Annotated in this window: 20 protein-coding genes; 8 read left to right on the top strand and 12 right to left on the bottom strand. The window is 73.5% G+C overall.

Going from position 1 to position 26,463, the window contains the following annotated elements:
• The first annotated feature begins 70 nt into the window (after positions 1-70).
• From AB0F89_RS32490 to AB0F89_RS32480, 3 genes are read left to right on the top strand one after another with little or no spacing between them, the layout of a single operon-like run.
• Positions 71-1,111 carry an ABC transporter substrate-binding protein gene (locus AB0F89_RS32490; RefSeq protein ID WP_367129511.1) on the top strand — a complete coding sequence of 347 codons (1,041 nt, stop codon included), beginning with the start codon at positions 71-73 and terminating at the stop codon, positions 1,109-1,111.
• A complete protein-coding gene (locus AB0F89_RS32485) occupies positions 1,108-2,844 on the top strand; it encodes an ABC transporter permease (RefSeq protein ID WP_367129509.1) in 1,737 nt (578 codons plus the stop codon). Before AB0F89_RS32490 ends, AB0F89_RS32485 begins: the two co-directional genes overlap by 4 nt.
• Positions 2,841-3,968: an ABC transporter ATP-binding protein gene (locus tag AB0F89_RS32480; protein ID WP_367129507.1), complete on the top strand. Its 1,128-nt coding sequence runs from the start codon at positions 2,841-2,843 to the stop codon at positions 3,966-3,968. The genes AB0F89_RS32485 and AB0F89_RS32480 overlap by 4 nt, the downstream gene beginning before the upstream one ends.
• A gap of 70 nt (positions 3,969-4,038) precedes the next feature.
• Here the strand turns inward: AB0F89_RS32480 and AB0F89_RS32475 are convergent, their stop codons facing one another.
• A complete protein-coding gene (locus AB0F89_RS32475; protein ID WP_367129505.1) occupies positions 4,039-5,082 on the bottom strand; it encodes an SIS domain-containing protein in 1,044 nt (347 codons plus the stop codon).
• Positions 5,083-5,274: 192 nt separating this feature from the next.
• Here AB0F89_RS32475 and AB0F89_RS32470 point away from each other — a divergent pair, with 192 nt between their 5' ends.
• Positions 5,275-5,649, top strand: coding sequence for an ATP-binding protein (locus AB0F89_RS32470; RefSeq protein ID WP_367129503.1), 375 nt, complete (start codon positions 5,275-5,277; stop codon positions 5,647-5,649).
• A 9-nt stretch (positions 5,650-5,658) separates the two neighbouring features.
• Here the strand turns inward: AB0F89_RS32470 and AB0F89_RS32465 are convergent, their stop codons facing one another.
• The 5 genes from AB0F89_RS32465 to AB0F89_RS32445 form a co-directional block, all read right to left on the bottom strand.
• The gene (locus AB0F89_RS32465; RefSeq protein WP_367129501.1) at positions 5,659-6,489 is read right to left on the bottom strand and encodes a hypothetical protein; all 831 of its coding nucleotides are present in this window, start codon (positions 6,487-6,489) and stop codon (positions 5,659-5,661) included.
• Positions 6,490-6,770: 281 nt separating this feature from the next.
• Positions 6,771-6,902 carry a hypothetical protein gene (locus AB0F89_RS32460; protein WP_367129499.1) on the bottom strand — a complete coding sequence of 44 codons (132 nt, stop codon included), beginning with the start codon at positions 6,900-6,902 and terminating at the stop codon, positions 6,771-6,773.
• A gap of 98 nt (positions 6,903-7,000) precedes the next feature.
• Complete coding sequence (locus tag AB0F89_RS32455; RefSeq protein ID WP_367129497.1) at positions 7,001-8,785, bottom strand: ABC transporter ATP-binding protein; 1,785 nt, start codon at positions 8,783-8,785, stop codon at positions 7,001-7,003.
• Entirely contained in the window at positions 8,782-10,659 is a 1,878-nt protein-coding gene (locus AB0F89_RS32450) for an ABC transporter ATP-binding protein (RefSeq protein WP_367129495.1), read from the bottom strand. The genes AB0F89_RS32455 and AB0F89_RS32450 overlap by 4 nt, the downstream gene beginning before the upstream one ends.
• The gene (locus AB0F89_RS32445) at positions 10,660-11,577 is read right to left on the bottom strand and encodes a glycosyltransferase (protein ID WP_367129493.1); all 918 of its coding nucleotides are present in this window, start codon (positions 11,575-11,577) and stop codon (positions 10,660-10,662) included.
• Between the two features lie 171 nt (positions 11,578-11,748).
• Between AB0F89_RS32445 and AB0F89_RS32440 the strand changes: the two genes are divergently transcribed.
• On the top strand, positions 11,749-12,594 hold the full coding sequence (locus AB0F89_RS32440) for a hypothetical protein (RefSeq protein WP_367129492.1): 846 nt from the start codon (positions 11,749-11,751) through the stop codon (positions 12,592-12,594).
• Positions 12,595-12,697: 103 nt separating this feature from the next.
• Here AB0F89_RS32440 and AB0F89_RS32435 read toward each other — a convergent pair whose 3' ends face one another.
• On the bottom strand, positions 12,698-13,735 hold the full coding sequence (locus AB0F89_RS32435; protein WP_367129490.1) for a lytic polysaccharide monooxygenase: 1,038 nt from the start codon (positions 13,733-13,735) through the stop codon (positions 12,698-12,700).
• 447 nt (positions 13,736-14,182) lie between these two features.
• On the opposite strand from AB0F89_RS32435, the gene AB0F89_RS32430 reads away from it, so the two are divergent.
• Positions 14,183-15,763 carry an ABC-F family ATP-binding cassette domain-containing protein gene (locus AB0F89_RS32430; RefSeq protein ID WP_367129488.1) on the top strand — a complete coding sequence of 527 codons (1,581 nt, stop codon included), beginning with the start codon at positions 14,183-14,185 and terminating at the stop codon, positions 15,761-15,763.
• On the opposite strand, the gene AB0F89_RS32425 is transcribed toward AB0F89_RS32430, so the two are convergent.
• The 3 genes from AB0F89_RS32425 to AB0F89_RS32415 all read right to left on the bottom strand — a co-directional run bounded on the left by AB0F89_RS32425 (position 15,714) and on the right by AB0F89_RS32415 (position 17,280).
• The gene (locus AB0F89_RS32425; RefSeq protein WP_367129487.1) at positions 15,714-16,352 is read right to left on the bottom strand and encodes a DUF4865 family protein; all 639 of its coding nucleotides are present in this window, start codon (positions 16,350-16,352) and stop codon (positions 15,714-15,716) included. The two genes, AB0F89_RS32430 and AB0F89_RS32425, sit on opposite strands and share 50 nt — an antisense overlap.
• A 4-nt stretch (positions 16,353-16,356) precedes the next feature.
• Positions 16,357-16,932, bottom strand: coding sequence for a TetR/AcrR family transcriptional regulator (locus AB0F89_RS32420; RefSeq protein WP_367129485.1), 576 nt, complete (start codon positions 16,930-16,932; stop codon positions 16,357-16,359).
• A gap of 72 nt (positions 16,933-17,004) precedes the next feature.
• Entirely contained in the window at positions 17,005-17,280 is a 276-nt protein-coding gene (locus tag AB0F89_RS32415; protein ID WP_367129484.1) for a substrate-binding domain-containing protein, read from the bottom strand.
• A 69-nt stretch (positions 17,281-17,349) separates the two neighbouring features.
• On the opposite strand from AB0F89_RS32415, the gene AB0F89_RS32410 reads away from it, so the two are divergent.
• Together AB0F89_RS32410 and AB0F89_RS32405 are read left to right on the top strand one after the other, a co-directional pair.
• Positions 17,350-18,246: a hypothetical protein gene (locus tag AB0F89_RS32410; RefSeq protein WP_367129482.1), complete on the top strand. Its 897-nt coding sequence runs from the start codon at positions 17,350-17,352 to the stop codon at positions 18,244-18,246.
• A gap of 111 nt (positions 18,247-18,357) precedes the next feature.
• A complete protein-coding gene (locus AB0F89_RS32405; protein ID WP_367129480.1) occupies positions 18,358-19,389 on the top strand; it encodes a transporter substrate-binding domain-containing protein in 1,032 nt (343 codons plus the stop codon).
• A 46-nt stretch (positions 19,390-19,435) separates the two neighbouring features.
• On the opposite strand, the gene AB0F89_RS32400 is transcribed toward AB0F89_RS32405, so the two are convergent.
• Together AB0F89_RS32400 and AB0F89_RS32395 are read right to left on the bottom strand one after the other, a co-directional pair.
• A complete protein-coding gene (locus AB0F89_RS32400) occupies positions 19,436-20,149 on the bottom strand; it encodes a hypothetical protein (protein ID WP_367129478.1) in 714 nt (237 codons plus the stop codon).
• 754 nt (positions 20,150-20,903) lie between these two features.
• On the bottom strand, positions 20,904-26,357 hold the full coding sequence (locus AB0F89_RS32395) for a carboxyl transferase domain-containing protein (RefSeq protein WP_367129476.1): 5,454 nt from the start codon (positions 26,355-26,357) through the stop codon (positions 20,904-20,906).
• Between the last annotated feature and the right edge of the window lie 106 nt (positions 26,358-26,463).

Genomic DNA, 26,463 nt, shown 5'->3' with positions numbered 1-26,463 from the left:
ACGGCGGTTCCCGCCGCCCTAGCCTGGCCGCACGTCGCTCGGCAGAGCGCTCAACGCGGAGGTGGCAGTCGTGAGAACGGGGAAGAGAGCACTGGGGGCGTTAGCCGTGCTGGCGGTGGTGGCCGCCGGTTGCGCACGGGGTGACAGCGGCGGTGGCGAGGACGGCGGTGTCGTGCACGTGGTGTGCGGCGCGACCGAGGAGTGGTGCGCCGCCACCACCGCGCGGTTCAGCGAGACCACCGGTGTCGAGGCCGACTTCGTGCGGCTGTCCAGCGGCGAGGCGCTGGCCCGGATCAAGGCGGGCCAGGACGACGCGGAGTTCGACGTCTGGTACGGCGGGCCGGCCGACGGTTACGCCGCCGCGGGCGGCGCCGGGCTGATCGAGCCCTACCGGTCGCCGAACGCGAGCGCGATCCCGGCCGAGCACAAGGACCCGACCGGCCTCTGGACCGGCGTCTACGTCGGCGTGCTCGGGTTCTGCCACAACGCCGAACTGCTGGCGGAGAAGGGGTTGACCGCCCCGCGGTCCTGGGCCGACCTGCTCGACCCGAGGCTGGCCGAGGACATCGGCATCGCGCACCCGTCCACCTCGGGCACCGCGTACACCGCGCTGTGGACGCAGGTCGTCCTGGCGGGCGGCGACCAGGACGAGGCCCTGGACTACATGCGGCGGCTGCACCCGAACGTCCTGCAGTACACCAAGTCCGGTTCGGCGCCCGCGCAGATGACGGCCCGCGGCGAGGTGGCGGTCGGCGTCCTGTTCTCCCACGACTGCGTCGCCACCGCGGAGGCGGGCTTCCCGGACCTGCGGGTGAGCTTCCCGGCCGAGGGCACCGGGTACGAGACCGGCGGTGTCGCGCTGGTCCGGGGAGCGGGGAACCCGGTCTCCGCGCGGAAGTTCGTCGACTGGGCGCTGACCGCCGAGGCGCAGGAGATCGGTCCCACCGCCAAGTCGTACCAGTTCCCGACCCACCCGGACGCCGAGAAGCCCGACAAGGTGGCGGACCTGGCGGGCATCGCGCTGGTGGACTACGACCCCGTCGCGGCCGGCGAGGCGAAGTCCGCGCTGAACAAGCGGTTCGACGTCGAGATCGCCAGGGCGCCGAAGTGACGGGGGCGCGATCGTCCGACGACGCGCCGGCGGCGTCCCGCCCGCGCCGCCGCCTCGACCCGGGCATCCGGGCGCTGGTCGTCGTCAGCGCGGTGGTGGTGGCGGTCGGCGCGGTCGTCCCGCTCGTCGCGGTGCTGGCCGCCGCCTTCGCACCCGAGGCGCTGCCCCGCTACGTGGAGGTCTTCACCTCCTCCGTCGGCCTCGGCACCCTCCGCAACACGCTGGTGCTCGGCGTCCTGGTCGGCGTCTGCGGCACCGCGCTCGGCTTCCTGTTCGCGTTCGTCCAAGCGCGACTGGACGTCCCGGGCAAGCGGGTGCTGCACGTCATCGCGCTGGTGCCGATCGTGAGCCCGCCGTTCGCGGTCGCCACCGCCACGGTCGTGCTGTACGGCAGGCGCGGCGTCATCAGCCACGGCCTGTTCGGCGTCGAGTACGACATCTACGGCCTCGACGGCCTGGTGTTCGTGCTGTCGCTGTCGCTGTTCCCGGTGGCGTACATCGGGTTGCTCGGCATGCTGCGCGGCATGGACCCGGCGCTGGAGGAGGCCGCGATGAACCTGGGCGCGAGCCGCTGGAAGGTCCTGCGCACGGTGATCCTGCCGCTGCTCGCGCCCGGCCTGGTCGCGCCGTTCCTGCTGCTGTTCGTCGAGGCGATCGCCGACCTGGCCAACCCGCTGGTGCTCGGCGGCGACTACACCGTGCTCGCCGGCCGCGCCTACCTGGCGGTCGCCGGCGAGTACGACCTCACCAGCGCCGCCGTGTACTGCGTGATCCTGCTGGTCCCGTCGCTGGCCGTGTACTTCGGCCAGCGGGCGTGGCTCAGCCGCCGGACGCGCGTCACCATCACCGGCCGGCCGTCCGGCAGCGTCCACCTGATCAGGGGCTGGGCCCGCTGGCCGCTCTACGGCCTGGCGCTGGCCGCTGCCGCCGTGATCGTCAGCCTGTACGGGACGATGCTCGTCGGGTCGGTGACGCGCGTGTTCGGCGTGGACAACACCCTCACTTCGGCGCACCTGGAAGAGGTGCTGCTCGGGGTGGGGCTGGAGGCGGTGCTCGACACCCTCGCGTTCGCCGCCGTCGCCACGCCGATCGCCGGCGCCGTGGGGCTGGTCGTCGCCTGGCTCGTGGTGCGGCACCTGCGGCACACCGCCTGGCTGCTCGACCTCGGCGGCACGCTGGGCGTCGCCGTGCCGGGCACCGTGCTCGGCATCGGGTTCGTGCTGGCCTACCGGCCGGACCGCTACCTCGGCCCGGTGCCGGTGTTCCCGAGCCTGGTCGGCGGCAGCGCGCTCGCCGGCGGCGCGGTGGCCGTCGTCCTGGCGTACGTCGTCCGCAGCATCCCGGCGGGGCAGCGCACGGCGGTGGCCGGGCTGTCCCAGCTGCACCCCCACGTCGAGCAGGCGTCGATGGACCTGGGCGCGAGCCCGCTGCAGACGTTCCGCCGGGTGACGCTGCCGCTGATCCGACCGGCGCTGCTGACCGGGTTCAGCTACAGCTTCGCCCGGAGCATGACGTCGATCTCGACCATCGTGCTGCTGGCCACCCCCGGCACGAAGATCATCACGAACCAGGTGCTGAGCGCGGCGGGCAGCGGTCGGTACGGGGTGGCGTTCGCCTACTGCACCGTGCTGACCGCGATCGTGCTGGCCGCCTTCGCCCTCATCCGAGTCCTCGTCGGCGCGGGCGCCTCGCTGCAGCGCACCGCCAAGTCCGAAAGGCGTGCGACCCCATGACCACCGCGCTCGAACTGCCCGGCACGCCACCGCGCGGAGCCGAGACCGGGCACCTCCGGCTCGACGCCCTCACCAAGCGGTTCACCGGCCGGTCCGGCTCGGTGACCGCGGTCGACGGCGTCTCGCTGGACGTCCGGCCGGGCGAGTTCATCACCCTGCTGGGACCGTCCGGCTGCGGCAAGACCACGACCCTGCGCATGGTGGCGGGCTTCGAGGACGCCACCAGCGGTCGAGTCCTGCTCGACGGCCGGGTCATCGACGACCTGCCGCCGCAGCGGCGGCCGATGGCGATGGTGTTCCAGAGCTACGCGCTGTTCCCGCACCTGACCGTGGCGGAGAACATCGCCTACGGGCTGCGGCTGCGCCGGCTGCCCCGCGACGAGATCGCCGGCGCCATGAGCGTGGCGATCACCAGCATGAACCTCGTCGGGCTGGAGGACCGCGGCCCGCACGAGCTGTCCGGCGGCCAGCAGCAGCGCGTCGCGCTGGCGCGCGCCCTGGTCGTGCAGCCGAAGGTGCTGCTGTTCGACGAGCCGCTGTCCAACCTGGACGCCAGGCTGCGCGACTCGATGCGGGCCGAGATCAGGCGCATCCAGCGGATGTTCGGCATCACCAGCATCTACGTCACGCACGACCAGGACGAGGCGATGAGCATGTCCGACCGGATCGTGGTGATGGACCGGGGCGAGGTGGCGCAGGTGGCGACGCCCGGCGAGGTCTACGCCCGGCCGGCCAGCGTGTTCGTCGCGGACTTCATCGGCCGGGCGAACTTCATCGAGGCGGTGCCGCGGCACGTCGCCGGGTCCCGCGCCACCGTCACCGCGCTCGGCCAGGAGCTGACCGTCGCCGCGCACCCCGGCGTCGCGGCGGGCGCCGACCGCGTCTACCTGATGGTGCGGCCGGAGACGATGGGGCTGGCCGCGGTGACGGACGGCGGGACCGGCATCGGCGTCGTCCTGCGCGCCACGTTCCGCGGGCCGACCACCGACTACGAGGTGGAGACGCACGGCGGCACGATCACGGTGACCGAGTCCGGCACGGACCCGTCGACGGCGCTGGCCGAGGGCACGAACGTCACCGTGACCGTCGACCCCGACCGGGCCTACCTGCTGACCCGGGACTGAACCGGGACTGAACCGGGACTGACCCGGCGCGTTCCCGGCGGACACCGCGATCCGCCGGGAACGCCGGTGATCAGCGGGTGCGGGTGACTTTGTTGAGGCCGCGGGGGTTGTCGGGGTCGCCGCCGCGGGCGAGGGCGAGGCCGTGGGCCAGGCGTTGGATGGGCAGGATTTCGAGGATGGGGGCGATTTCCTCGGCGGTCTCGGCGACGGGGATGCGCAGGGCGGCGGGGGCTTTGTGGGCGGCGGAGCCGATGGCGAGGACGTCGGCGCCGCGTCCGTGGACGATGTCGAGGACGTCGTGCAGGGCGTCGCCGCCTTTGCCGGTGCTGGTGACGGCGAGGACGGCGGTGTCGCCGTCGACGGCGGCCACGGGGCCGTGCAGCAGGTCGGCGCCGCTGTAGGCGCGGGCGGCGAGGTAGGAGGTCTCGGCCAGTTTGAGGGCGGATTCCAGGGCGGTGGGCAGGGAGTAGCCGCGGCCGGTGGTCAGGACGCGGTCGACGAAGCGGTAGCGCTGGACGGCTTCGGCGACCGGGTCGGCGGAGGTGTCCAGGGTGGTCCGGGCGAGGTCGGCGAGGTTGGCGGCGGCGTGGCCGGCGCCGCCGCGGATGGCGTCGACGAGCAGGTAGAGGGCCAGCAGGGTGGCGGAGTAGGTCTTGGTGGCGGCGACGGCGTGCTCGACGCCGGCGCCGACGTCGACGGAGAGTTCGGCGGCGGCGTGCAGGGGGGAGGAGGCGGTGTTGGTGACGGCGACGGTGAGCGCGCCGCGGGCGCGGGCGGAGGCGGTGACCTCCAGCAGGTCGGGTGAGCCGCCGGATTGCGACACCGAGATCAGCAGCACGTCGCGCAGGTCGGGTTCGGCGCCGTAGAGGGTGGTGGTGGAGGGTGAGACCAGCCCGGCGGGCAGTTGGAGCAGGACCTCGGTGAGGTACTTGGCGTACAGGGCGGCGTGGTCGCTGGAGCCGCGTGCGGCCAGCAGCACGAACCGGGGTCGGCGGGCGGCGATCGCCGAGGCGACCCGGGCGATGGCGTCGCGTCGGGCGTGCAGGTCGGCGAAGATCGCGGGCTGCCGGTCGATCTCGGCCGCCATGTGCCTGCCGGGCTGGTCGTCGGTCATCGCACTCGTCTCCTCGGAGCTACAAGGTCTAGACCAATAGTAGCCGACCTGGTCAAGGAGCGGCCGTGCGACGCCCGGCCGCGCTCCGCGGCCGGGATCGCAAGGTGACCGCAAGGTTCATCCGGGCCGTTCCCGTCCACAGTGGTGTCGTGCTCGCCGACTGCCGCCGGTCGGGCGAGGGGGAGGACGTCGGTGAACGAGGGTGATGACGCGGTGGTCCTCGTCCTGGAGGACGCCGAGTCCCTGCCGAGGGCTGAGGTCGAGCAGTGGTTGGGCGAGCGGATGGTGGGCTGGCCCGACCACGACGTGCTGCTCGTCGGGGTGGTCGTCGGCGAGCTGCTGGACAACGCCCGGCAGTACGGGACGCCGCCCTACGTGCTCGAACTCGTCCTGGACCAGTGGGTCGAGGAGCTGACGGTCCGGGTCCGCAACCGCGCGCCCCGGCACAGCACCGGGTGGGCGCGCGGCTCCGGCCTGCTGATCGTCGACTCGCTGACCGACAAGTGGGGCGTCGTCTCGACGGCGACCAACACGACGGTGTGGGCGAAGATCCGGTTCGAGGACTGACCGCCCCGGTCAGAGCCCGATGTCGGCCCGCGGCCCGGCCTGGGCGCGGACCAGGCCCGGCACGTCGGCCGCCCGGTCCAGGGCGTAGGGGTAGAAGTCGGCCGGGTTGAACGCCGAGCCGCCGGTCTGCTGCTTGCCGGAGCTGTTCACGACGACGCTGCCGCTCTGCCGCAGCTGCGCGGTGGTGTCCTTGTAGTACGGGTCCTTGACCCCGTCGAAGTAGCTGTTCTCCAGCACCATCTTCGTGTTGCCGCGTGAATAGTTGCCGTAACCGCGCACGTTCTGCAGGTAGTTGTTGTACAGGTGCGCGTAGGCGACGTTGTCGGTGCTCGGGTTCCGGCTGTTGGTGCTGTGGATCCAGTTGTGGTCGATCCAGACGCGGTTCGCGGTGTCCAGCTGGATGCCGTCGTAGTCGAAGTCCTTGTCGTCCGGGTCGTCGGACGCCACCCGGGTGTCCCGGACGGTCAGGTTGCGGATGATCACGTTCGACGTGCCCGCGCCCAGGAAGAAGCCGCCGCCGACGATCTCGCCGCGGGTTCCGACGCCGATCACGGTCTTGTTCGAGGTGACGGGGATCTCGCGGCCGAGCGGGGTGATGGTGATCGCGCGGTCGACGCGGATGACGTGCGGCGCGCTCGCCTTGGCGTAGCGCTCCAGGTCGGCCTGGTTGGTGGCGGTGACGGTCGTGCCGCCCGCGCCGCCGGTCGTGCCGGCCGCGCCCGCGAAGCCGTCCGCCGAACTCGCCCACGCCGCGTCGTGGCCGCCCGCGGCCGACCCGGGGACCGCGACGACCAGGCCCGCCACGACGGCGAGGGTCGACAACAGGGTTTTGGTGATCACTGCAGGACCTCCTTGGGCACGCGCGTGCCGCGGCGTTCCCGACCGGCGGGGTTCGGGCGCGCGGCAATTCGATCCATCGGTGCCCGGGGAGCTTTCACATCGCCGTCGGAGTAACGCCTGTGCGGTTCACTCGGTGGTGCTCGGGGTGTGCGTTCTCGGAACAGGCGGCGGCGAGTGCGTTCGCCACGATAAGCGCGCCGTTCTTTCGCGGTCAATCATTTCACGTACGTGGGAGCGCTCGACCCCGTTCGATTCGAATCGACCTTCGACCGCCGGGGCGCTCACGCCGGCCGGCCCGCGTGCAGCTCGGCGCAGGCGCCCACGCCGCGCAGCAGCTCCTCGGGCGAGCCGACCCCCTCGATCGCGCCGTCCCGCATGACGACGATGCGGTCGGCGCCTGCCCTGGGCTCCACCGGTGGTGGTGGAACAGCGCGCCGGGGGCGCGCAGGGGGTGCTCGCCCGGGTCGCGTCAAGCCCGCCTCGGCGGCGTCGTGGCGCGAGGACGGAGCGGTCAGCTGTACGCCTTCGCCTGCAACGCGAACAGCTCCGCGTACAGGCCCGAAGCGGCGACGAGGGTGGCGTGGTCGCCGGTCTCCACCACCCGGCCGTCCCGCACCACGATGATCAGGTCGGCCATCCGGACCGTGGAGAACCGGTGCGACACGAAGACGGTGATGCCGCCGGTGCGGGCGGCGACCCGTTTCGCGTGGTCGGCGTAGCGCTCGAACAGCACGTGCTCCGCCTCGGGGTCCAGCGCGGACGTCGGCTCGTCCAGGACGAGCAGCAGGGGCTCCTCCCGCATCATCGCCCGGCCCAGGGCCAGCTTCTGCCACTGGCCGCCGGACAGCTCCGCGCCGTCGGCGTAGCTCTTGCCGAGGTGGGTGTCCAGGCCGTCGGGCAGGTCGGCGACCACGCCGGTCGCGTCGGCCCGCTCCAGCGCCGCCTGGACGGCCGGTTCCGACGTCATCCTGGGCAGGTCGCCGAGGCCGACCACCTCGCGGGCCGGGAACTCGTAGCGGACGAAGTCCTGGAAACCGGCGGCGATCCGGGCGCGCCACTGCTCGACCGGCAGGTCGCGCAGGTCCGTCCCGTCGACCAGGACGCGGCCCGTCGACGGCCGGTAGAACCCGCACAGCAGCTTGACCAGGGTGGACTTGCCGGCGCCGTTCTCGCCGACGACCGCGACGGTGGCGCCGGCCGGCAGGTGGAGGTCGACCTCGTGCAGCACCGGGACGTCGGTGCCCGGGTAGGTGAAGGCCACCCCGTCCAGCGTGATCCCGTCGTGCAGCCGCGGTGGTGGCGGGGCGGTGGGGGAGAGCGGGGCGTCCTCGGTGACCGCTGCGGTGACCTCGGTGAGGCGCCGGTACGCGCCGGCCATCCGCTGCAGGTCCTCCAGGAGCGCGACGGCCGTGGCCACCTGCTGGCTGACCTGGGCGGCGAGCACGATGACCAGGACGACGTCGCCGACGCCGCGCCGGCCGGCTATCGCGTCGCGCACCACGAGCAGCACGCCCGCGATGTAGGCGACCGCGAAGACGACCTGACCCGCCGCGCGGACCCACGTCGCCGTCAGGTGCGCGCGCCACAGCCTCCGCGTCGCCGCCGTCCACAGCCGGTCGTGCCGGGCCCGCAGCTCGTCCTGCACACCGGACACCCGCAGCTCGCCCGCCACCCGCGCGGACGTGGCGAGGTGGAACAGGTTGAGCGCGGCCCTGGTCGGCTCGGCGGTCGCCGTCCTGGCCCGGTCGAGCACCCGCTCGGCCACGCGGCCGGCCACCAGCGGCGGCACGGCGGCGACCGGGAGCAACAGCAGCAGCGGGTTCTGCGCGGCCAGCAGGACCGCGGTGAGCACCACGGCGAGGACCAGGCCGACGCCGTTGAGCAACGCCTCCAGCCCGGTCCGGAACCGCCTGCCCTCCTGCCGCAGCACGGTCCACGTGTCGGCGTCCTCGGCCTGCTCGTGGTGCTCGATGCCCGCCGAGCCGTTCGACACCTCGACCACGCGCTCGTCGAAGTCCAGTTCCGCCAGCTCGGCCAGCTCGTAGTAGGCCAGGTGGGCGAAGTGCCCGAGCGCCAGCACCAGCACCGCCAGCACGGCGACGGTCACCCCGGCGAGCACCGCGAGCCCCGGCGCGCCCGAGACGACCTCGCGGGTCATCCACCCGAGCGCGGCCGCCAGCAGCGGGGCGGCGACGGCGCCGCACGTCATCAGGACCACCGCCAACGCCGTCCGGCGCGGGTCCAGCCGCCACGCCGTGGCGATCATGGTCCACGCGCCGCCCAGGAGGACCCTCACCCGGCCGCTCCCCCCGCCGTGCCGACGAACCGGTCCGCCTGCAGCCGGAACAGCTCCGCGTACCGCCCGTCGCGGGCCAGCAGCTCCGCGTGGCCGCCCTGCTCGGTGACCCGGCCGTCCTCCAGGACGACGATGAGGTCGGCGTGCCGCACGGTCGAGAACCGGTGCGAGATCAGCAGCGTGGTGGCGCCCTCGGCGAGACCGGCGAACTCCTCGAAGAAACCGGCCTCCGACCGCACGTCCAGGCTCGCCGTCGGCTCGTCCAGCACCACGACCGGCGCGCCGTGCCGCAGCGCGAACAACGCCCTCGCCAGCGCGACGCGCTGCCACTGGCCGCCGGACAGCTCCGCGCCGCCGGTGAGGTGCCGCGCCAGCGGCGTGTCCAGCCCGCGGGGCAGCCGGGCCACCGCCTCCGCCAGCCCGACCGACGCCACGACCTCGCGGATGCCCGCCCGGTCGTGCCGGTGGCCGACCGCGCCGAGCCCGACGTTGTCCGCGACGGACGACTCGTAGCGCACGAAGTCCTGGAAGATCACGCTCAGCCTGGCGCGCCACTGCTCGACCGGGAACGAGCGGATGTCCACGCCGTCCAGCGTGATCGCGCCCGATGTCGGTTCGTAGAGCCTGGCGAGCAGCTTGACCAGGGTGGTCTTGCCGGCGCCGTTCACGCCGACGACGGCGGTGCAGCGGCCGACGGGGATGGTCAGGTCCAGCCCGTCGAACACCGCCCGCGACCGGCCGGGGTAGCGGAAGCCGACCCGCTCGAACCGGATCACGCCGACCGGCTCGGGCGCCGTCGACCGCGACGCCGGGCCGGGTCGCCCGTCCGCCGCGTCGACGTGCTCGGCGAACCGCCGCACCGCGTCGTGGGCCCGCATGCCGATCGCCGTCGGCAGGTCCGCCTCCGGGTAGTGCTCGGCCAGCCGCAGCAGGCCCAGCGATGCCGTCATGACCAGGACGAACCCGGTGAGCGTCAGGTCGCGCGCCGTCGCGCCGACCACCGCGAAGACCACGCCCGCCACCACGAGGCCCACCACCGAGAACCGGACGAACGGCCACAGGTAGATGCCGCGGCGCTCCGCCCACAGCGGTTCGAGGAACCGGAGGTGGGTGTCCCGCAGGCGTTGCCGCAGCCAGCCGGCCAGGCCGAAGACCCGGATCTCCTTGCCCGCGGCGGCCCCGCCGGCCAACTCGCGCAGGTAGTCGATCTCGCGCTGGTCGGCGGCGAGCAGGGCCCGGGTCCGGGCGTACCGGCGCAACCCGCCGCGCTGGCCGTGGCGGAACAGCAGCACGGTGACGACCAGCGCCACCGCCGCCGGCCACGAGAACGCCACCCCCACCGCGACCGCGCTGCCGGTCAGCTCGGTGTACCGGGCGATCAGGGCGAGCAGCCCGGCGGCGGCCCGACCGGGGCTCTGCACGCCGAACTCCACCTCGCGCGCGGCCGTCCGGAGCGCGTCGAGCGCGTGCTGGTCCTCCAGCGGCCCGAGGCCGGTGCTGCGCAGCGACGCGGCCATCAGGTCGTCGTGCACCCGACCGTCGACCCGGCGCGTCAGCAGCTCGCCCATGGCCCGCTCGACGGGCGAGATCAGCTGCCGGGCGACGAACGCGCCCGCCGCGACGGCGAACACCGCGACCAGCGAGTCCCACGCGCCGGAGTCCACCCCGCCCTCGACGGCCGCCGGCACCCGGCCCAGCACCACCGCCGTCGCGACGGTGAACACCACCGGGAGGCAGCCGAGCAGCAGGTTGACGGCGACCAGCGCGGCGACCAGGCCGCCGCCGGCGCGGGGGAGCAGCCGGGCGATGTCCCGCCGCGCGGCGAACTGCTCCCGCCCGGCGCGCACCCGGGCCCCGATCCCGACGCCGCCCATCTAGCGGGCGATCCCGTCCTGCGCCAGGTGATCGGCGCACCGGGGCAGGCCCCGCTCCTCGACGACCCGGTTGAACTCGACGAAGCGGACCCGCGGCTCCTCGGTCAGCATCCGGGTGATCGGGGTCCGGTACTTCTCCGCGATGTAGCGGTAGTTCTCGTGGGCGGCCGCGGTGTTGTCGCCCAGGACCTTCTCGTGCGGGTAGTGGATCGAAGCGGCCTCCCGGAGCACCCCGAACCGGGCGCCGTCGCGGTGCAGCCGGTAGGCGAGGTCCAGGTCCTCCCCGCCCCACTGCCGGAACGCCTCGTCGTACATGCCGACCGAGCGCACCTGCTCGGTGCGCGCCGACGCGTGGCAGGTCCAGTACATCAACCACGGCGCGGGCAGGTGGCCGAAGTCGTCGGAGTACCGGGTGTAGAAGGGCTCCCGCAGGTCCGGCCACGCCCCGGTGCGCGCCATGGCGGCGATGGTCGAGTCGACGTCCTCGACGTCGACGGCCTCGCGGATCAGCGCGGCGTCCTCGTTGCCGAGGTTGAAGCAGTACACGTAACCGTTGAGCGCCAACGGTTCCTCGGTGGACTCGTGCGCGGTCACGTGCGCCGTCAGGCTCCCGGAGTGCAGCAGCACCCCGGAGTCGACGGACACGCAGACCTCGCCGGTGGCGTTGCGGATGCCGACGTTGCGGGCCTGGGCGACCCGGTAGCCCTCGTCGGGCTGGTAGAAGTACCGCAGGTCGAGCCGGTCCTCGAACGCCCGCACCGCCGCCGCCGTGTCGTCGCTGGAACCGTCGTCCACCACCAGCACCTCGAACCGGTCCCGGGGCAGGTCCTGGGCGACGAGGGAATCGAGCGTCAGTTCGAGCAATCGTCTCCTGTTGTAGGTCGGGACGATGACCGTGCAGCGCAATGGGTTGCCCACCGCGCAAGTCTGCCGACGCCCGAGAGCGGCGGTCAACAGCGCGGGCGAAGTGCCGTGGCCGGGGATTCGGGCTGGTGCGAGGCGTGGGACGCGCGGCTGGGACAATGCGCCGATCGGCCCACTCGGACCCCCACCGGACCGATCGCGACCGCACGACGAAGGACTGAGACTGTGGCACTGCCCTACGAGCCGGACGACGACCAGGCCGCGGACCGGTTCGTCAACAACGCGCTGCGCGGCCGCGACCCCGAGGTGTGGGAGCTCTTGACCTCCGACACCCACGTGGAGCAGACCGACCGCGTGCTGCTGGCGATGCTGGACCGGATCGCGGCGGACCGCGCGCACCGCAAGGCCGAGCGCGACGCGGCGCGGGTGCGGCTGTCGGAGGGGGAGATCAGCCGCGCCGACCACGACCGCGACGTCGCCGAGGGCGGTGAGCGGGCCAAGCGGACCGCGCACTTCGAGGCGCTGGTGCGGGAGCAGCACCGGCTGGTCGCCGCGCGGGTGCGCCGGTTGCGCGGCGACGACGTCCGCGACGAGCTGATGAGCCTGGTGGTCGCGCTCGGGTCGGCGATCGACGTCCACCGCGCCGCCGTGCTCGGTGGCGGGGGCGAGCCCGGGGCGGCGGACCGGGCGCTGTGGGAGCGGCTGGTGGCGCTCGACGTGCCCGGCGCGACCGGCCGCACGTCGGTGGCGGAGCTGGTCGAGCAGCACGCGGCCCAGCGGGACGACCACGCGCGCGTGCTGGCCGGGATCGTCCTGGACCTGGCCGGTGGGGCGGCGTCGGTCCTGCGGGCCGACCTGCTGGAGGTGTGGAAGAAGAAGGTCGCGCCGACCCTGACGCCCGAGGAGAAGGCCGAGTTCGCGGCCAGGGGCAAGGGTTCGCTGGTGACCGAGAGGCTGCGGAAGGCGCTCGGCTCGCTGGAGCGGCGAGGTCTGGTGGCGCGGTCCGGCGCGCCGGGCGAGCAGCGGCTCGACGTGCTCGACCGCCTGGGTCTGGAGGACCTGGCGGGCTGAACGCCGTGCCGCCGCGCGCGCGGGCTCGGTGGGTCGCAAGTCGGTCCTGTCGGGACGGTGCGGCGCCCGCCCGCCGCCGCCGTGGGGCGGCGGGCGGACGGGGTCAGGACGCGGTGCAGGTGAGCGTCGGCGTGCCGGCCGTGCCCGAGGCGACGAAGCCGAACGTGGCGGCGCCTCCCGGGGCGATCGAGCCGTTGTAGGCGGCGTTGCGCGCGGTCACGGTCGTGCCGCTGGTGGTCGCGGTGGCGCTCCAGATCGAGTTGATCTGCTGGCCGGCGAGCGTCCAGCTGACCGCCCAGCCGGTGACGGCGGACGACCCGGCGGTCACCCGGACCTCGGCCTGGAAGCCGCCGGACCACTGGGAGGTGGTGCGGAAGGTGGCCGAGCAGTTCCGGGACGGGGCGTCGGTCGTGGTCGTGGTCGTCGTCGGGGGAGTCGTCGTGGTGGTCGGCTGGCCGCCGTCGGTGAAGTTGACGTCGCTGCAGAAGTAGTAGGACTGGTCGAGGTGGCTGGCCTGCCAGACGGTGAACAGCAGGTGGTGCCCGGAGCGGCCGGGCGCGTCGACCTCGACCGGCGTCCTGGTGCCGGTCGGGATGCGGCCGGTCTGGCCGACCAGCTCCAGGTCGCTCCACCGGGGCTTCTGGGTCTTGGGGTCGAAGCCCTGCTTGGTGGCGTACACGCGGATGTAGTCGGCGCCGTGGGACGAGGTGTCGTTGAGGTTGAGCGTGAACCGGCTGGGGCGGTCGGCCGCTTTCCAGTTGCCGGGCTCGTCGAAGGCGGCGTAGCGGCCGTCGACGGCCATGCCGCCGCTGCACAGCTGGCCGTCGGGGATGGCGGCCTGGTGGTTGCCGGCGACGCCCTCGCGGAGCAGGCCGTTCCAGTTGTACATCGCGGACGAGTTGGCCTGCCACGCCTTGTAGCACATGGGGTCTTCGGCGGCCATCTGCTGCGAGGGGCCGTTGGGCCAGCGCAGGTAGCAGCCGTAGTGGCGGGCGGGCGGGTCGCTGACGGCGCCGTGGGCGGAAGCGGTGCCCGCGCCGAAGGTCACGAGCAGGGTCGTCAGCAACGTCAGGCAGGCGCCGACGACGGCCGAAGCCTGCCACGCGGCGTGTCTGGGAGCGTTCCCGGAAGAGTGGAGCATGTAGACCGCCAAATCTCCGTTGATCGACGATGGGGTACTTCCCGGTGCCAGGCGGACCGGGGTGCCGGTGGCTCTGGGAGCGCTCCCAGCGCTGGCCAGTGTTGAGGTGCCGGCCACCCGCTGCACCCGCCATTCAGGCGAATGTTGCGCAAGCTCGTGAACTCGTTCGTGAACCCGTCGGCCGGCGGGCGGTGCGCCGGCGGCTGTTCAGGCTCTTGCGCGGGGGAGCGGGTCGTGCTCGCGGGGGCCGGGCGGGTCGGCCGGTAGACTGGGTGGCGAAGAGATCGAGGGAGACAGCGGAAGTGGCAGGCGAAGTCGACGTCTCCGGGTGACTACCCGGCCCCGCAGACCACCGCGCGTGCGCAGAGCACGGTCGCAGTGGTCGCGTCGTCGTCCCCCTGATCCGCGCCGGGCCTGACGCCCGCGTCCACCCGAAGGTCCTCACCCATGGCTTCCGTCGTGTGCACCGCCCTGTCCTTCTCCTGGCCCGACGACACCCCGGTGTTCGCCGACCTGTCGTTCACCGTCCCCGCGGGCCGCACCGGCCTGGTCGCCCCGAACGGCGCGGGCAAGTCGACGCTGCTGCGGCTGATCGCCGGCGACCTGCGCCCCACCAAGGGCTCCGTGACCGTGCGCGGCGCCCTCGGCTACCTGCCCCAGCACCTGCCGCTGACCACGGACCTGACCGTCGCGCAGGTGCTCGGCGTCGACGGCGTCCTGCGGGCGCTGCACGCCATCGAGTCCGGCGACGCCGCCGAGGAGCACTTCACCGCCGTCGGCTCCGACTGGGACGTGGAGGAGCGCTCCCGCGCCCACCTCGACCGGCTCGGCCTCGGCGACGTGGCGCTGACCCGCACCCTCGACACGCTCAGCGGCGGCCAGGTCGTCTCGCTCGGCCTCGCCGCGCAGCTGCTCCGGCAGCCGGACGTGCTGCTGCTGGACGAGCCGACCAACAACCTCGACCGCGCCGCCCGACGCCGCCTGCACGCCGTCCTGGACGGCTGGCACGGCTGCCTGCTGGTCGTCAGCCACGACCGCGAGCTGCTGGACCGGGTGGACCGCGTCGCCGAGCTCGACCGCGGCGCCTTGCGCCTGCACGGCGGCAACTTCACCGACTACGAGCAGGCCGTGCGGGTCGAGCGGGAAGCCGCCGAGCGGGCCGTGCGCAACGCCGAGCAGGAGGTCAAGCGGGAGAAGGCGCAGCTCCAGCAGGCCCGGGAACGGGCCGCGCGGCGCGCGAGCACCGCCGCCCGCAACCTCGGCGACGCCGGGCTGCCGAAGCTGTTCGCGGGCAACATGAAGCGCAACGCCGAGAAGACCGCCGCCCGGTCGGAGGAGACGCACGCCGACCGCGTCGCCGAAGCGCAGTCCAAGCTGGACGACGCGAGCCGCAACCTGCCCGACGACCAGGCCATCACGCTGGTGCTGCCCGCGACCACCGTCCCGGCCGGGCGCACGGTGTTCCACGGCGAAGACCTCCAGGTCCACCACGGCGACCGGGCGGTGTTCGCCGGCGCGGGCGTCGACCTGACCGTCCGCGGGCCCGAGCGCATCGCGCTGACCGGTGAGAACGGCGCGGGCAAGTCCACGCTGCTGCGGCTGCTCGACGCGGGCGAGCGGGTGGCGCACCTGTCGCAGCGGCTCGACCTGCTCGACCCCGCTCGCAGCGTCCTGGCCAACCTCGCAGCGTCCGCGCCCGGCCTGTCCGCCGAACGCCGGCTGCACCTGCTGGCGCAGTTCCTGTTCCGGGGCGACCGGGTGCACCTGCCGGTGGGCGCGCTGTCCGGCGGCGAGCGGCTGCGCGCGACGCTGGCGTGCGTGCTGTTCGCCGAACCCGCGCCGCACCTGCTGCTGCTGGACGAGCCGACCAACAACCTGGACCTGGTCAGCGTCGGCCAGCTGGAGAACGCGCTGAACGCCTACCGGGGCGCGTTCGTCGTCGTCAGCCACGACGAGCGGTTCCTGGAGCGCATCGGCGTCACGCGTCGGCTGGTCCTCCGGGAGGGGCGGTTGAGCGAGGCGGGGTGATCACCGCTCCGCCCGGCAGGGCGGCCAGGCCGGGCGCGGACAGGTGCAGCACCTCGTAGCGCTCGGTGGCCGGCACGTCCGGCGCGACGGCGTCCACCCACAGGGCGAACCGCATCAGCTGCCAGTGGTGCGGGTCGAGGGCCAGGGCAACGGTGTGGACGTCGTCGCGGTCGGCCAGGGTCCGGGCGTCCTCGGCCTCCCGCGCGACCCAGGCGGCCAGGTCGGCCACGTCCGGGACGGGCGCCAGGAGCCGGGAGGCCGCGCGGGGGACCGCCGCCCGGGCCGGGCCGGCGTGGCAGGCGATGCCGGTCCAGTGGCGCGCGGTCGGCCGCCCGAAGTCCCGGACGATGTTCTGGAACCCGCCGCCGCCGACCAGGAAGTGGGCCATCGCGCCGACGTCGTTCCACAGGTAGAAGGGCGCGTACTGGTTCACCGGCGAACCGCCGACGCCGCGCTCGCGGATGACGTACGCCTTCAGGCCCAGCCCGGCGCGGTCGTCCAGGACGTGCCCGCCGGCGGCCACCCGCTCGCGGATGACGCCCATGTCGTAGTCGGCGGGCAGGGTGATCTCGTACTGCTTGGCGTACACGGCGCTAGCTCCCGTTCGGGGTCGGTGGGCGGTGGGCGTCGAGCAGGCTCAGCACGCCGGTGACCGCCTCGTCGAACGGCGCGGTGGAGCCGGCGGCGCGGGCCAGCACGTAGCCGCCCTGGAGGACGGCGACCACGGTGGCGGCGGTGGTCCGCGGGTCCGGCGCCGGCTCGCCCCGGTCACGGCCTTCGGCCAGGACCTCGGCGAGGCGGTCGCGCAGCCAGGACAGGGTCTGCTCCACCGGGGCGCGGAGGTCCTGGTCGGCCATCACCTCCGGGTCTTGGGTGAGCCGCCCGATGGGACAGCCCTTGAGCACGTCCCGCTCCCGCCGCAGGTAGGCGGTGATCCGCTCCAGCGCCGTGCCGGGCGCGGCGAGCCGGTCCTCGGCCGCGGCGCGCAGCTCCTCGGCGGTGCGGCCGATCGCGGCGAGCGCGAGCTCCCGCTTGCCGGCGAAGTGGTGGTACATGCTGCCCTGCCCGGCCCCGGCCCGGCGCTGGATCTCCCGCGGGCTGGTGCCGGTGTAACCGCGCTCCCACAGCAGTTCGCGCGTGCTCTCGACCAGGCGTTCGGCGGAACTCATGGTCCTACTGTACATACCAGTAGGTACAGAGCTTGCCGCCGGACACCTCGGCTCCCGCTGCCCGCCGGGTGGTCAGGCGCTGCCGCCGCGCACCAGTTCGGCGGGCAGGACCACGCCGGGCTCGCCGTCCGGGCCGTGCTCGACCTGGCGCGGGCAGCGGTCGACCAGCTCGCGGGAGACGCGGTCGAAGGGAATCCGCGCGCTGGTCAGGGTCGGTTCGGTGACGAGACCGACGGCCCCGCCGTCGAAGCCGGTGACCGCCACGTCGGCGCCGACCCGCAGGCCGAGGGAGAGCCCGATGACCACGACCCGCGCCCGGCGCGCGTTCCTCTGCGCCGTCGCTGCCACCGCCGTGTGTGCGGACCCGCGCCGGTGGCCGCCGCGTAACCGCCCCAGGGCGACGGGGTCACGTGGTCCGTGGTCCCCGCGAACGCCGAGGGCCCGGACGAGCGACGGGCCGTCGACCTCGAACTGCCGGGCGGCGAACGCGTCACCGAGCACGTCGCGGCGACCAACCACTCCACCCGGCCGGTCACCTTCACCGTCGCCGCCAACGACGGCTACCTCACCGACAAGGGCCTGTTCGACGTGCGCGCCGCCGACGTCGCCCCGACCGACGGCGGGTCCTGGATCGACGTCCCCGACACCGTCACCGTCCCCGGCGGCGGCACCGCCGTCGTGCCGGTGGCCGTCATCGTGCCGGAGCACGCCACGCCCGGCGACCACCCGGCGGGCGTCACGGCGTCGCTGGACACGGTGTCCGGCCAGGTCCGCGTCCGCAACCGCGTCGGCGTGCGGGTCAACACCAGGGTCACCGGTGAGGCGCGGGCCGCGCTCGCCGTCACCGACCTCCAAGCCACCTACGAGCCCTCGTGGAACCCCTTCGCCGCCGGTGCGCTCACGGTGCGGTACGCGGTGGCCAACCACGGCAACGCCCACGCCGCTGCTGACACCGGTATCACCACCTCGCACCCGTTCGGCGGCGACACCCGGACCGACCAGGCCACCGCGCGCGCCCGGGAAGTGCTCCCCGGCGGTGAGGCGGTTCGAGACCCGCCTCACCGGCCAGTGGCCCCTCGGCTGCTGCTCCTGGCGTTCGTCGTGCTGGCGGGCCGCACCGCCCGCGCCGCCCGTCGCCGCCGCCACCACCTGGAGCGGTTGATCGCGCGGGCGAAGGCCGAGGGCCGCGCGGAGGCGGCGGGGGCCCGGCAACCGCAGGAACCGAATTCGAAAAGAGCGCTTGCCACGGCCGATCCCCATTCGTCAACCTGTGCACGAGGGCCGAATCGTGTTGTCCGCACAATTCGGGGTTGAGGGTGGGAAGGGCATCGCATGAGCACGGAGAACGAAGACGGCGGTTTATCGAGGGGGTCCTTCTCGGTCAGGGACCAGCTCTACTGGATATTGCCCATCACGGTGGCCACGATGTCGCTCACCGTGTGGCTGCTGGCCAACCCGAAGTGGGGCGGCGACGTCGCGGCGATCATCGTCATCCCGATCAACGTCGCCGCCGTCCTGGTGCCGCTGCTGCCGCTGATCACGGCCGCCGCGTCGCGCAACCGCGAGGAGTCCGCGCGCGGTCCGGGCCGGGTGCGGCGGCGCAGGCTGCGGATCGCCGTGGCGTTCACGCTGACCGTCCTGCTGGTGGTCAGCGGCGTCACCCTGCTCAACCGCGAGGAGGACCCGCTCGACTACCTGGCCGGCACGCTGCGCGTCGGCGTCGTCGGCGAGAACTACCCGGGGTGGAACGAAGAGGTCGTCGGCGCCGGGCGGGTGGGGTTCGACGTCGCCCTCGTGGAGTTCATCAAGGAGCAGTACCCGGCGATCACGGACGTCGACTACGTCAAGCTCACCCGGCGCGAGGACCGCGTGACCGCGTTGACCGACGACGCCGAGGACCCGGTGGACCTGGTCGTGGCCAACTTCTCCATCACGCCGAAGCGGGAAGAGCTCATCGACTTCGCAGGCCCCTACTACTACGACTCGCAGGGCTTCTTCACGTGGGAGCAGAAGTCGAACATCGAAGAGGTGCCGGTGGACGAGGTGTGCCTGGCGAGCGGCACCACGGGCAGTGATCGGCTGACCGAGCTGGGCTGGCAACCGGTGATCGAGAAGTCGCTGGTGAAGTGCATGGAGGACTTCCTGCAGAACGAGGGGACGGGCCGCGCCGTGTCCACCGACACCTCGATCCTCCAGGCGTTCGCCGAGGACCGCAAGCAGGACAAGGCCGGAGACTGGCAGCGGGCGAACAACATCGAGCTCGGCCAGGAGAGCTACGGCGTCGGCATCCCCAACAACCGGCCCCGGCTGTGCGAGGAGCTGAACCGGACCATCACCCAGTTCATCAACGACCACTGGACGGTGGAGTTCAACGAGCACCTGAAGGGCGTCACCGACCGGGAGAAGCACATGCCGAAGTCGACCACGCCCTGCAAGCGGTCCACGTTCTTCTCCTGACGGGAGCAGGTGGCTCCGCCGGGCTCCCGGCGGAGCCACCCCCGGATCACACCACGTGCACCGGCGCGCTGGTCGACGGCTGGGCGAAGGTCGGCGAACCGTCGTAGACCGCCCGCCAGTAGCCCGACGCGGGGTGGGCCACCCGCGCCTCGAACGTGTAACTGGCGACGTGTCGGTAGGTGGACGTCACGGTGGTGACGGTCGTCCAGCCGACGCCGTCGGGGGAGAACTCCAACCGCACGGGGGGCAGGACGGGCGCGATGAAGTAGCTGCCGAAGGTGACGCTGCCGCGAACCCGCACCTCGCCGGGGGCCGGGCGCTCCGCGGCGCTGATGCCGGTCGCCGACGCCTGCCGCACGTCGACCTGCGGCAGGTCGACCGACGCCGGGGCGAGCCCGGCGGTGGAAGCGCTGCCCGACGGGTCGAACACCGCGCGGTAGGACGTGGACTGCACCGGGTAGTACACGACCTGCCAGCCGCCCGTCATCGACTGGGTGGCGCGGATCTCGGTGCACGACCCGTAGGCGCACCGGTAGACGCGGATCAACGCTGCCGAGACGCCGACCCACCCGGTGTCGGTCTGCTTGGCGATGGTCCCGCTGATCAGGACGCCCTGGCCGTAGTCCACCGTCGTCCGGTCGACGGTCGCGGTCAGGGAGGTGGGTACCGGCGGGTCGGCGTTCGCCGGACCGGTCACCACCGCCACGAGCGCCAGTGCGGCCGCGAACCCGGGGACGAGCCTTCTTCGGAGACTGTTCATGCGCTCCCCAAACGGAACTTCTTCGAAGGTGCCTTGTCGGGAGCTGAGTCGAGCGCCGCCGGTGGTGCGTTACGGATTGCGCCGTCCGCCGGAATTCGTTCCTTCGAACATTCCCGGGCCGAGGACCCGTAGCGGACGCGGCGGCCGGCGACGTCGCCGGCCCGAAGTCGGTGAGGTGGATCCGCTCCCGGTCGCGCAGGAACTCCACCACCTCCGCCAGCTGCCGCTCGGCCACGGCCGCCCTGCCCGCCGGGTCCTCGCGCAGCCAGTCCAGCGCGTCCAGCGGGATGTGCTCGCAGAACAGCACGAGGCTGCACGACGCGTCACGCAGCGCTTCGAGGCGAGCGCGCACGGCCGGGTGCCCACCCGAGGCGGCGACGACCGCGTCGACGTCCGCGTGCTCGGCCGCGACCGGCGACCGGCCCGGCAACACCGGCCAGTGGTGCAGCAGCGGGAACGACTGCGCCTCGCCCGCCAGGACGGCCTCCGTGACGACCCCGTTCGCGGCCAGCTCGCGCCACGCGGTGAACCCCGGGCCGGCAACGCCGTACTGGCAGGACACCGGCAGGTCGAACAGGTTCGCGGTGGAACCCGGGTGCGCGACTTCCCGGTCCGTCAACGGGATGCGCTTGACGAACACCGCCGCGCCGCCGACCTCCACCACCGCCGAACCGCCGCCCACCCCCGCGCCGGTGGCCCGGCCCGCGGCAGAGGGGGACGGCGCCGCTGCGCCGTCCCCCTCTTCACCGAACCGTCACGCCGGCCGGGACTCCAGCGTCTCGATGATCCGCTGCCGGATCTCGGTCGCCCGCACCACGGCGTCGACCGAACCGACCTCGACCGCGCGCCGGATGCTGTGCACCCGGTCGAACTCACCCGCGATCTCGCTCTGCTTCTCGGCCCGGACCGCGGAGCGCAGCTCGTCCAGCTCGGCGGTGAGCGCGGCCCGCTCGGTGCCGGTCGCGGCGGCGCTCCTGGCTTCGAGGTCGCGCACCCTGGGGTCGGCCGCGGTGCGCGCGGTGACGTCGCGGGTGAACACCACGGCCGCCGCGGGCGCGCCACCGAGCACGGAGGCGAACGAGCCCTCCACCGCGAGCACGGTCATGTTCGGGTTCAACGCCTTGGAGAACACCACGAACGCGCCGCCGTGGTACCGGGAGATCACGCAGAACACGATCGGCCCCTGGAAGTTCACCACGGCCCGGCCGATCTCCGCGCCGTACTCCAGCTGGAGCTTGCGCATCGACTCGGGCGAGCCGTCGAACCCGGACAGGTTCGCCAGCACCACGACCGGCCGGTTGCCGCTGGCCGCGTTGATCGCCCGCGCCACCTTCTTGGACGACCTCGGGAACAGCGTGCCCGCGGTGTAGGTGTCCGGCCCGTCGGTGGGCGGGAAGCCGCGCCGCTCCACCGGGCGGGACTCGATCCCCACCAGGGAGACCGGGATACCGCCCAGGTGCACGTCCTGCACGACCGCCGTCCCGGCGTCGGCCATGTCGGCCCAGCGCTCCAGGACCGGGTGGTCCTGGTCGGACAGCGCGCGCATCACGACCCGGATGTCGAAGGGCTTCTTGCGGTCCGGGTTGTGCTCGGCGGAGAAGATCTGCCCGACGCTGGTGAAGTCGCTGCCCGCCGCCTGGTGCGGGTAGCCGGTGATGTCGCGGTCGCGCGGGTCGGTCGTCGCGACCCGGCGCGGCCCGTCCTCGCCCGGCGCGACGTAGGTGTGCTCGTAGTAGGACATCAGCAGGTCGCGGGCCGCCACCAGGTTCGGCGCCCAGTACTGCGCCTGCCCGTTCGGGCCCATCACCCGGTCGTAGCCGCCGATGCCGAAGTTGTCCTCCGCCGACACGCCGCCGGAGTAGTCCAGCGACTGCTTGCCGGTGAGCACCATGGCCGAGTCCGGCGTCATCACCAGGACGCCCTTGGTGTGCATGAGCATCGTGGCCTCGGCGTTCCAGTACGGCTGCGCGCCGACGTTGATGCCCGCGACCACCACGTTGATCTCGCCGCCGCCCTGGGTGAACTCGATGATCCGCTTGAGCGCCGCGGCCACCCAGTCCATGTTCTCGGTGCCCGACTCCATCGAGATCCGGGCGCCCGCCGACAGCGCGTACCACTCCACCGGGACGCGCAGCCGCTCGGCCAGGTCCAGCGCGGCGATCACCCGGCGGCACTCCGGTTCGGACAGCGCGCCGAGCGAGTCGGTCGGGTCGCCGAGCAGCACGACGCGGGTCACGCCCTGCGGGTGCCGCGCGGTCGGGGTGCTGACCACGCCCGCGACCATGGCCGCGGTGTTCTCGCCCTTGGGGCGGTCCACCGGCACGAGGGCGTGGTTCTCGTCCAGGTCGTGCTCGGTGAACTCGCCGATCATGCCGGTGATCTCGTACGGGTACACCGTGTTGCGGCTGCTCGCCCGCAGCACCTTCTGCCGGTAGCCGTCCAGCGGCCGGATCGGCTCGGCGGAGGGCTCGCCGATGGTGAGGGTCGGCGTCCCGGCGGCGTCGAAGGAGATCCGCAGCGCGATCCGCACCAGCTCGCCGGTCTCCCGGCGCTGCCGCAGGATGAACTCGATCTCCTCGAGGCCCGCCCCCGCCGTGGTGGGCAGGATCCGCTCTGCCAGCATCGCCAGCTCGTCGCGGGTGATGTCGCTGGCGGGCCAGACGTAGACGACGATGCGGTTGGTGTTGAACCGCGCCGACGACGACCGCAGCGACTGGGCGCGCCGGATCGAGTCCAGGCACGTCGCCAGCGTGTTCTCCGCGGTCGGCAGGGCCGCGAGGCGCCCGTCGTGGTCGCGCAGGGCGACCAGGTCGCGGATCTGGCTGAACGCGACCAGCCGCTGGTCGGCGCGGTTGTCCCGGGCGACGCAGTGGAACAGGTACACGTCCTCGTCGGACGACGGCTGCCGGGTCAGGTCGAACTCGCGCAGCCGCTCCAGCTGCATCCGCTGGGCGATGTACGGGTGCAGCCCCCGGATCAGCCGCTCCTCGGCCATCCCCGCCTCGGACGGGCGGAACGTGACGTGCTGGTTCACGATCGTGCCGCCGCGGCCCGCGATGGTCAGCGTGAGCCTGCGGACCTGCTCGGGCAGCGGGTGCGCGCCGACCACGGAGGCCAGCTCGGCGGCCAGGTCGGCCGCCTCCTCCGGCTGGTCCCGCCACGCCAGGTAGATGTCGGCCTCCAGCGGGCCCGTGCCGGCGGCCAGGGCGCCGAGGCCGCCCAGCGCCTCGCCCAGGTCGTCGCGGTGGGCCGCGGTGGACACCACGGTGAAGTCGGTGCGCTCGGCGGTCACGAACGTGCGGCCGTCGACCGCGCTGGTCCGGATGTCGACCAGGCGGTTGTTGCCGTAGTACCGCCGGGTCAGCACCTCCAGCATGACCGCGTTGTCGAGCGTGGTGCGCTCCAGGTACTGGCTGAGCAGCCGCACGAGGGGTTCGGTGGTCCGCACCATCTGGGCGACCCGCTCCTCGCGGTCCTCGGCGTGCGGGTTCTCGATCAGGTACCGCGCGTGCCTGCGGACGTCGGCGTAGCTGCGGGCCCGGTTGCGGCGCAGCAGCGGCTGGCCGATCCAGGCGAACACCACGCCCCGGGCGAGGTCGGCGACCGCCGGGAACCGCACCTGGGTCGCCGAGACCAGGTGCTCCAGCGCCAGCCCGACCGTCTCGCGCAGCGAGTCGTCCGGCGGGGCCTCGTCCAGCCACGACCGCAGCAGCGCGGTCACCACCCCCGCGTCGGAGGCGGCCCGCTGCAGGGCCAGGAAGATCCGGAACACGGCGGCTTCCAGCTCCGGGGTGCGGTCCAGGCCGGTGACGCCGTAGTGGCCGAGCGCCTTGGCGAGCCTGCGCTGGAACCGCTCCGGCAGGCCGGACCGGTCGATGTCCAGGCTCTGCAGGTAGGTGTGGAAGTACTCGCGGGCGCTGTGCAGGTGGCCCTCGCCGCCCACGTCCTCGCCCGCCGGGCGGTTCCGGCTCAGCTCGGCCAGGTCGGCGAACGCGGTCAGCAGCTCGACCTCCTCGGCCGGCGGACGCACGCCCGCCCGGACGGCCTCCTGCCGCGCGGCCCGGTACTCCCGCAGCACCCGGCCGTCGTCGTGGGGGTCCACGTCGAACCCGAGCAGCTGCGCGCGCAGCTCCTGCAGACCGCGCTGGAGGCGGTCGGCCAGGGAGGCGTCCGGGTGGTCGGCCAGGTCCAGCTCGACCGGCTGGTCGGCCGCGGTGTCGGCGGCGTCGTTCTCGCCGACCGGCTCCAGCCGCAGCAGCGGCGCGCCGGAGACCACCTGGCTGTTGACGGCGACCGCGATCTCCTTCACGCGGCCGGAGAACGGCGCGCGCAGCACCGTCTCCATCTTCATGCTCTCCAGCACGAGGACCGGCGCGCCGGTCTCCACCACGTCGCCGACCTCGACCGGGGTGGCCACGACCAGCGCGGGCGCGGGGGAGCGCAGCACGCCGCCCTCGTCCCGGCTGACCCGGTGCGCGACGCCGTCGACCTCGACCAGCACCACCGGCCCGGAGGTGCCCATGAGCAGGCGGTGGCGGGCCCCGTTGACGCGGAGCTGCCCGGTGTGCTCGTCGAACCGGTCCAGCTCCACGTCGGCGGTGCGCACCTGAGCACCGGCCTCGATGGCGACCCGGAACCGCTGGGCGCCGACCCGGGTGACCCGGACCCGGTGCGCGACGCCCCTGAGCTTGAGGTCGAGCCTGCGGCCGTACTCGTGGCGGACCTGCGGGCGACCGCCGAACGCGGTGGCGAACAGCCGCTGCCGCTCGGCGCTCTCCTCCTCCTCGTACGCCTGGATGGCCGCGGCGGCGACGGCCGCGGCGGAGTGGCGGTGCGCCACCAGCCTGCCCTCGCCCCGGACCCGGTCGATCCAGCCGGTGTCCGCGGAGCCGTCGACCACCTCGGGCTGGTCGAGCAGGTCGAGGACGAAGCTCTTGTTGGTCGCGCCGCCGTCGATGACCACCGTCGTGCCGGCCATGGCCCGGCGCAGCCTGCTCAGCGCCTCGTTGCGGTCCCGGCCGTGGGCGATGATCTTGGCGATCATCGAGTCGAAGTCGGCCGGGATGGTGTCGCCCTCGTCGACACCGGTGTCGACCCGGATGCCGGGACCCGAGGGCAGGGCGAGCCGGGCGATGCGGCCCGGTGACGGTGCGAAGTCGCGGTCCGGGTCCTCGGCGTTGAGCCTGGCCTCGACGGCGTGCCCGCGCTCGACCGGCGGCGCGCCCTCCAGCCGGTTGCCCGCCGCCACCCACAGCTGGGCCTTGACCAGGTCGAACCCGGTGGTGGCCTCGGTGATCGGGTGCTCGACCTGCAGCCTGGTGTTGACCTCCAGGAAGGCGAACGCCCGGTCGCCCGGGTGGTACAGGAACTCCACGGTGGCCGCGCCGCGGTAACCGACGGCGATGGCCAGCCGTTCGGCGGACGCCTTCAGCTCGGCGGCCTGGTCGGCGCTGAGCACCGGGGACGCCGACTCCTCGATGATCTTCTGGTTGCGCCGCTGGACGGAGCAGTCGCGCACGCCGAGCGCCCACGCCGTGCCCTGGCCGTCCGCGATGACCTGCACCTCGACGTGCCGGGCGCCGGTGACCAGGCGCTCCAGGAACACGACCCCGCTGCCGAACGCCCGCGCGGCCTCCTGGCTGGTGCGCTCGTAGGCGTCGGCCAGGTCGGCCTCGCTGGTGATCACCCGGATGCCGCGCCCGCCGCCGCCCGCGGTGGCCTTCAGCATCAGCGGGTAGCCGATGCCCGCCGCCGCGGCCAGGGCGGCGTCCAGCGACTCCACCGGACCCCGGCTCCACGGCGCGACCGGGACGCCGACCTCCTCGGCGAGCAGCTTGGCGCCGATCTTGTCGCCGAGCCTGCGCATGGCGTCGGCGCTCGGTCCGATGAAGGTGACCCCGACCTCGTCGCAGAGCGCGGCGAACGCCGGGTCCTCCGCGACGAAGCCCCAGCCCACCCAGGCCGCGTCGGCCTTGGTGTCGACCAGCGCCTGCTCCAGCACCTTCAGGTCGAGGTAGGGGCGGGCGGCCGCGGGGCCCAGGTCGTAGGCGATGTCGGCCTCGCGGACGAAGGCGGCGCCGCGGTCGACGTCGGTGTGCAGGGCGATCGTCTCGATCGTTGTCCCGGTCTCCTCGGCCAGTTCCCGGACGGCGTGGACAAGCCGCATCGCGGCCTCTCCCCGGTTGACGATCGCGATACGGCGGAACATCCGACCGACCATTCCCTTCTCTGCGTGCCTTCGAGCGTGCGGCACTGGTTCAGTTCGCGTCCACGCGCTTCCCCGGCCGACCCCGCGCTGTGCCGGAGTCGGCCGG

This window comes from Saccharothrix sp. HUAS TT1 (genome assembly GCF_040744945.1).
Classification (GTDB): Bacteria; Actinomycetota; Actinomycetes; order Mycobacteriales; family Pseudonocardiaceae; genus Actinosynnema.
This window is presented reverse-complemented; position numbering and strand designations above follow the sequence as displayed.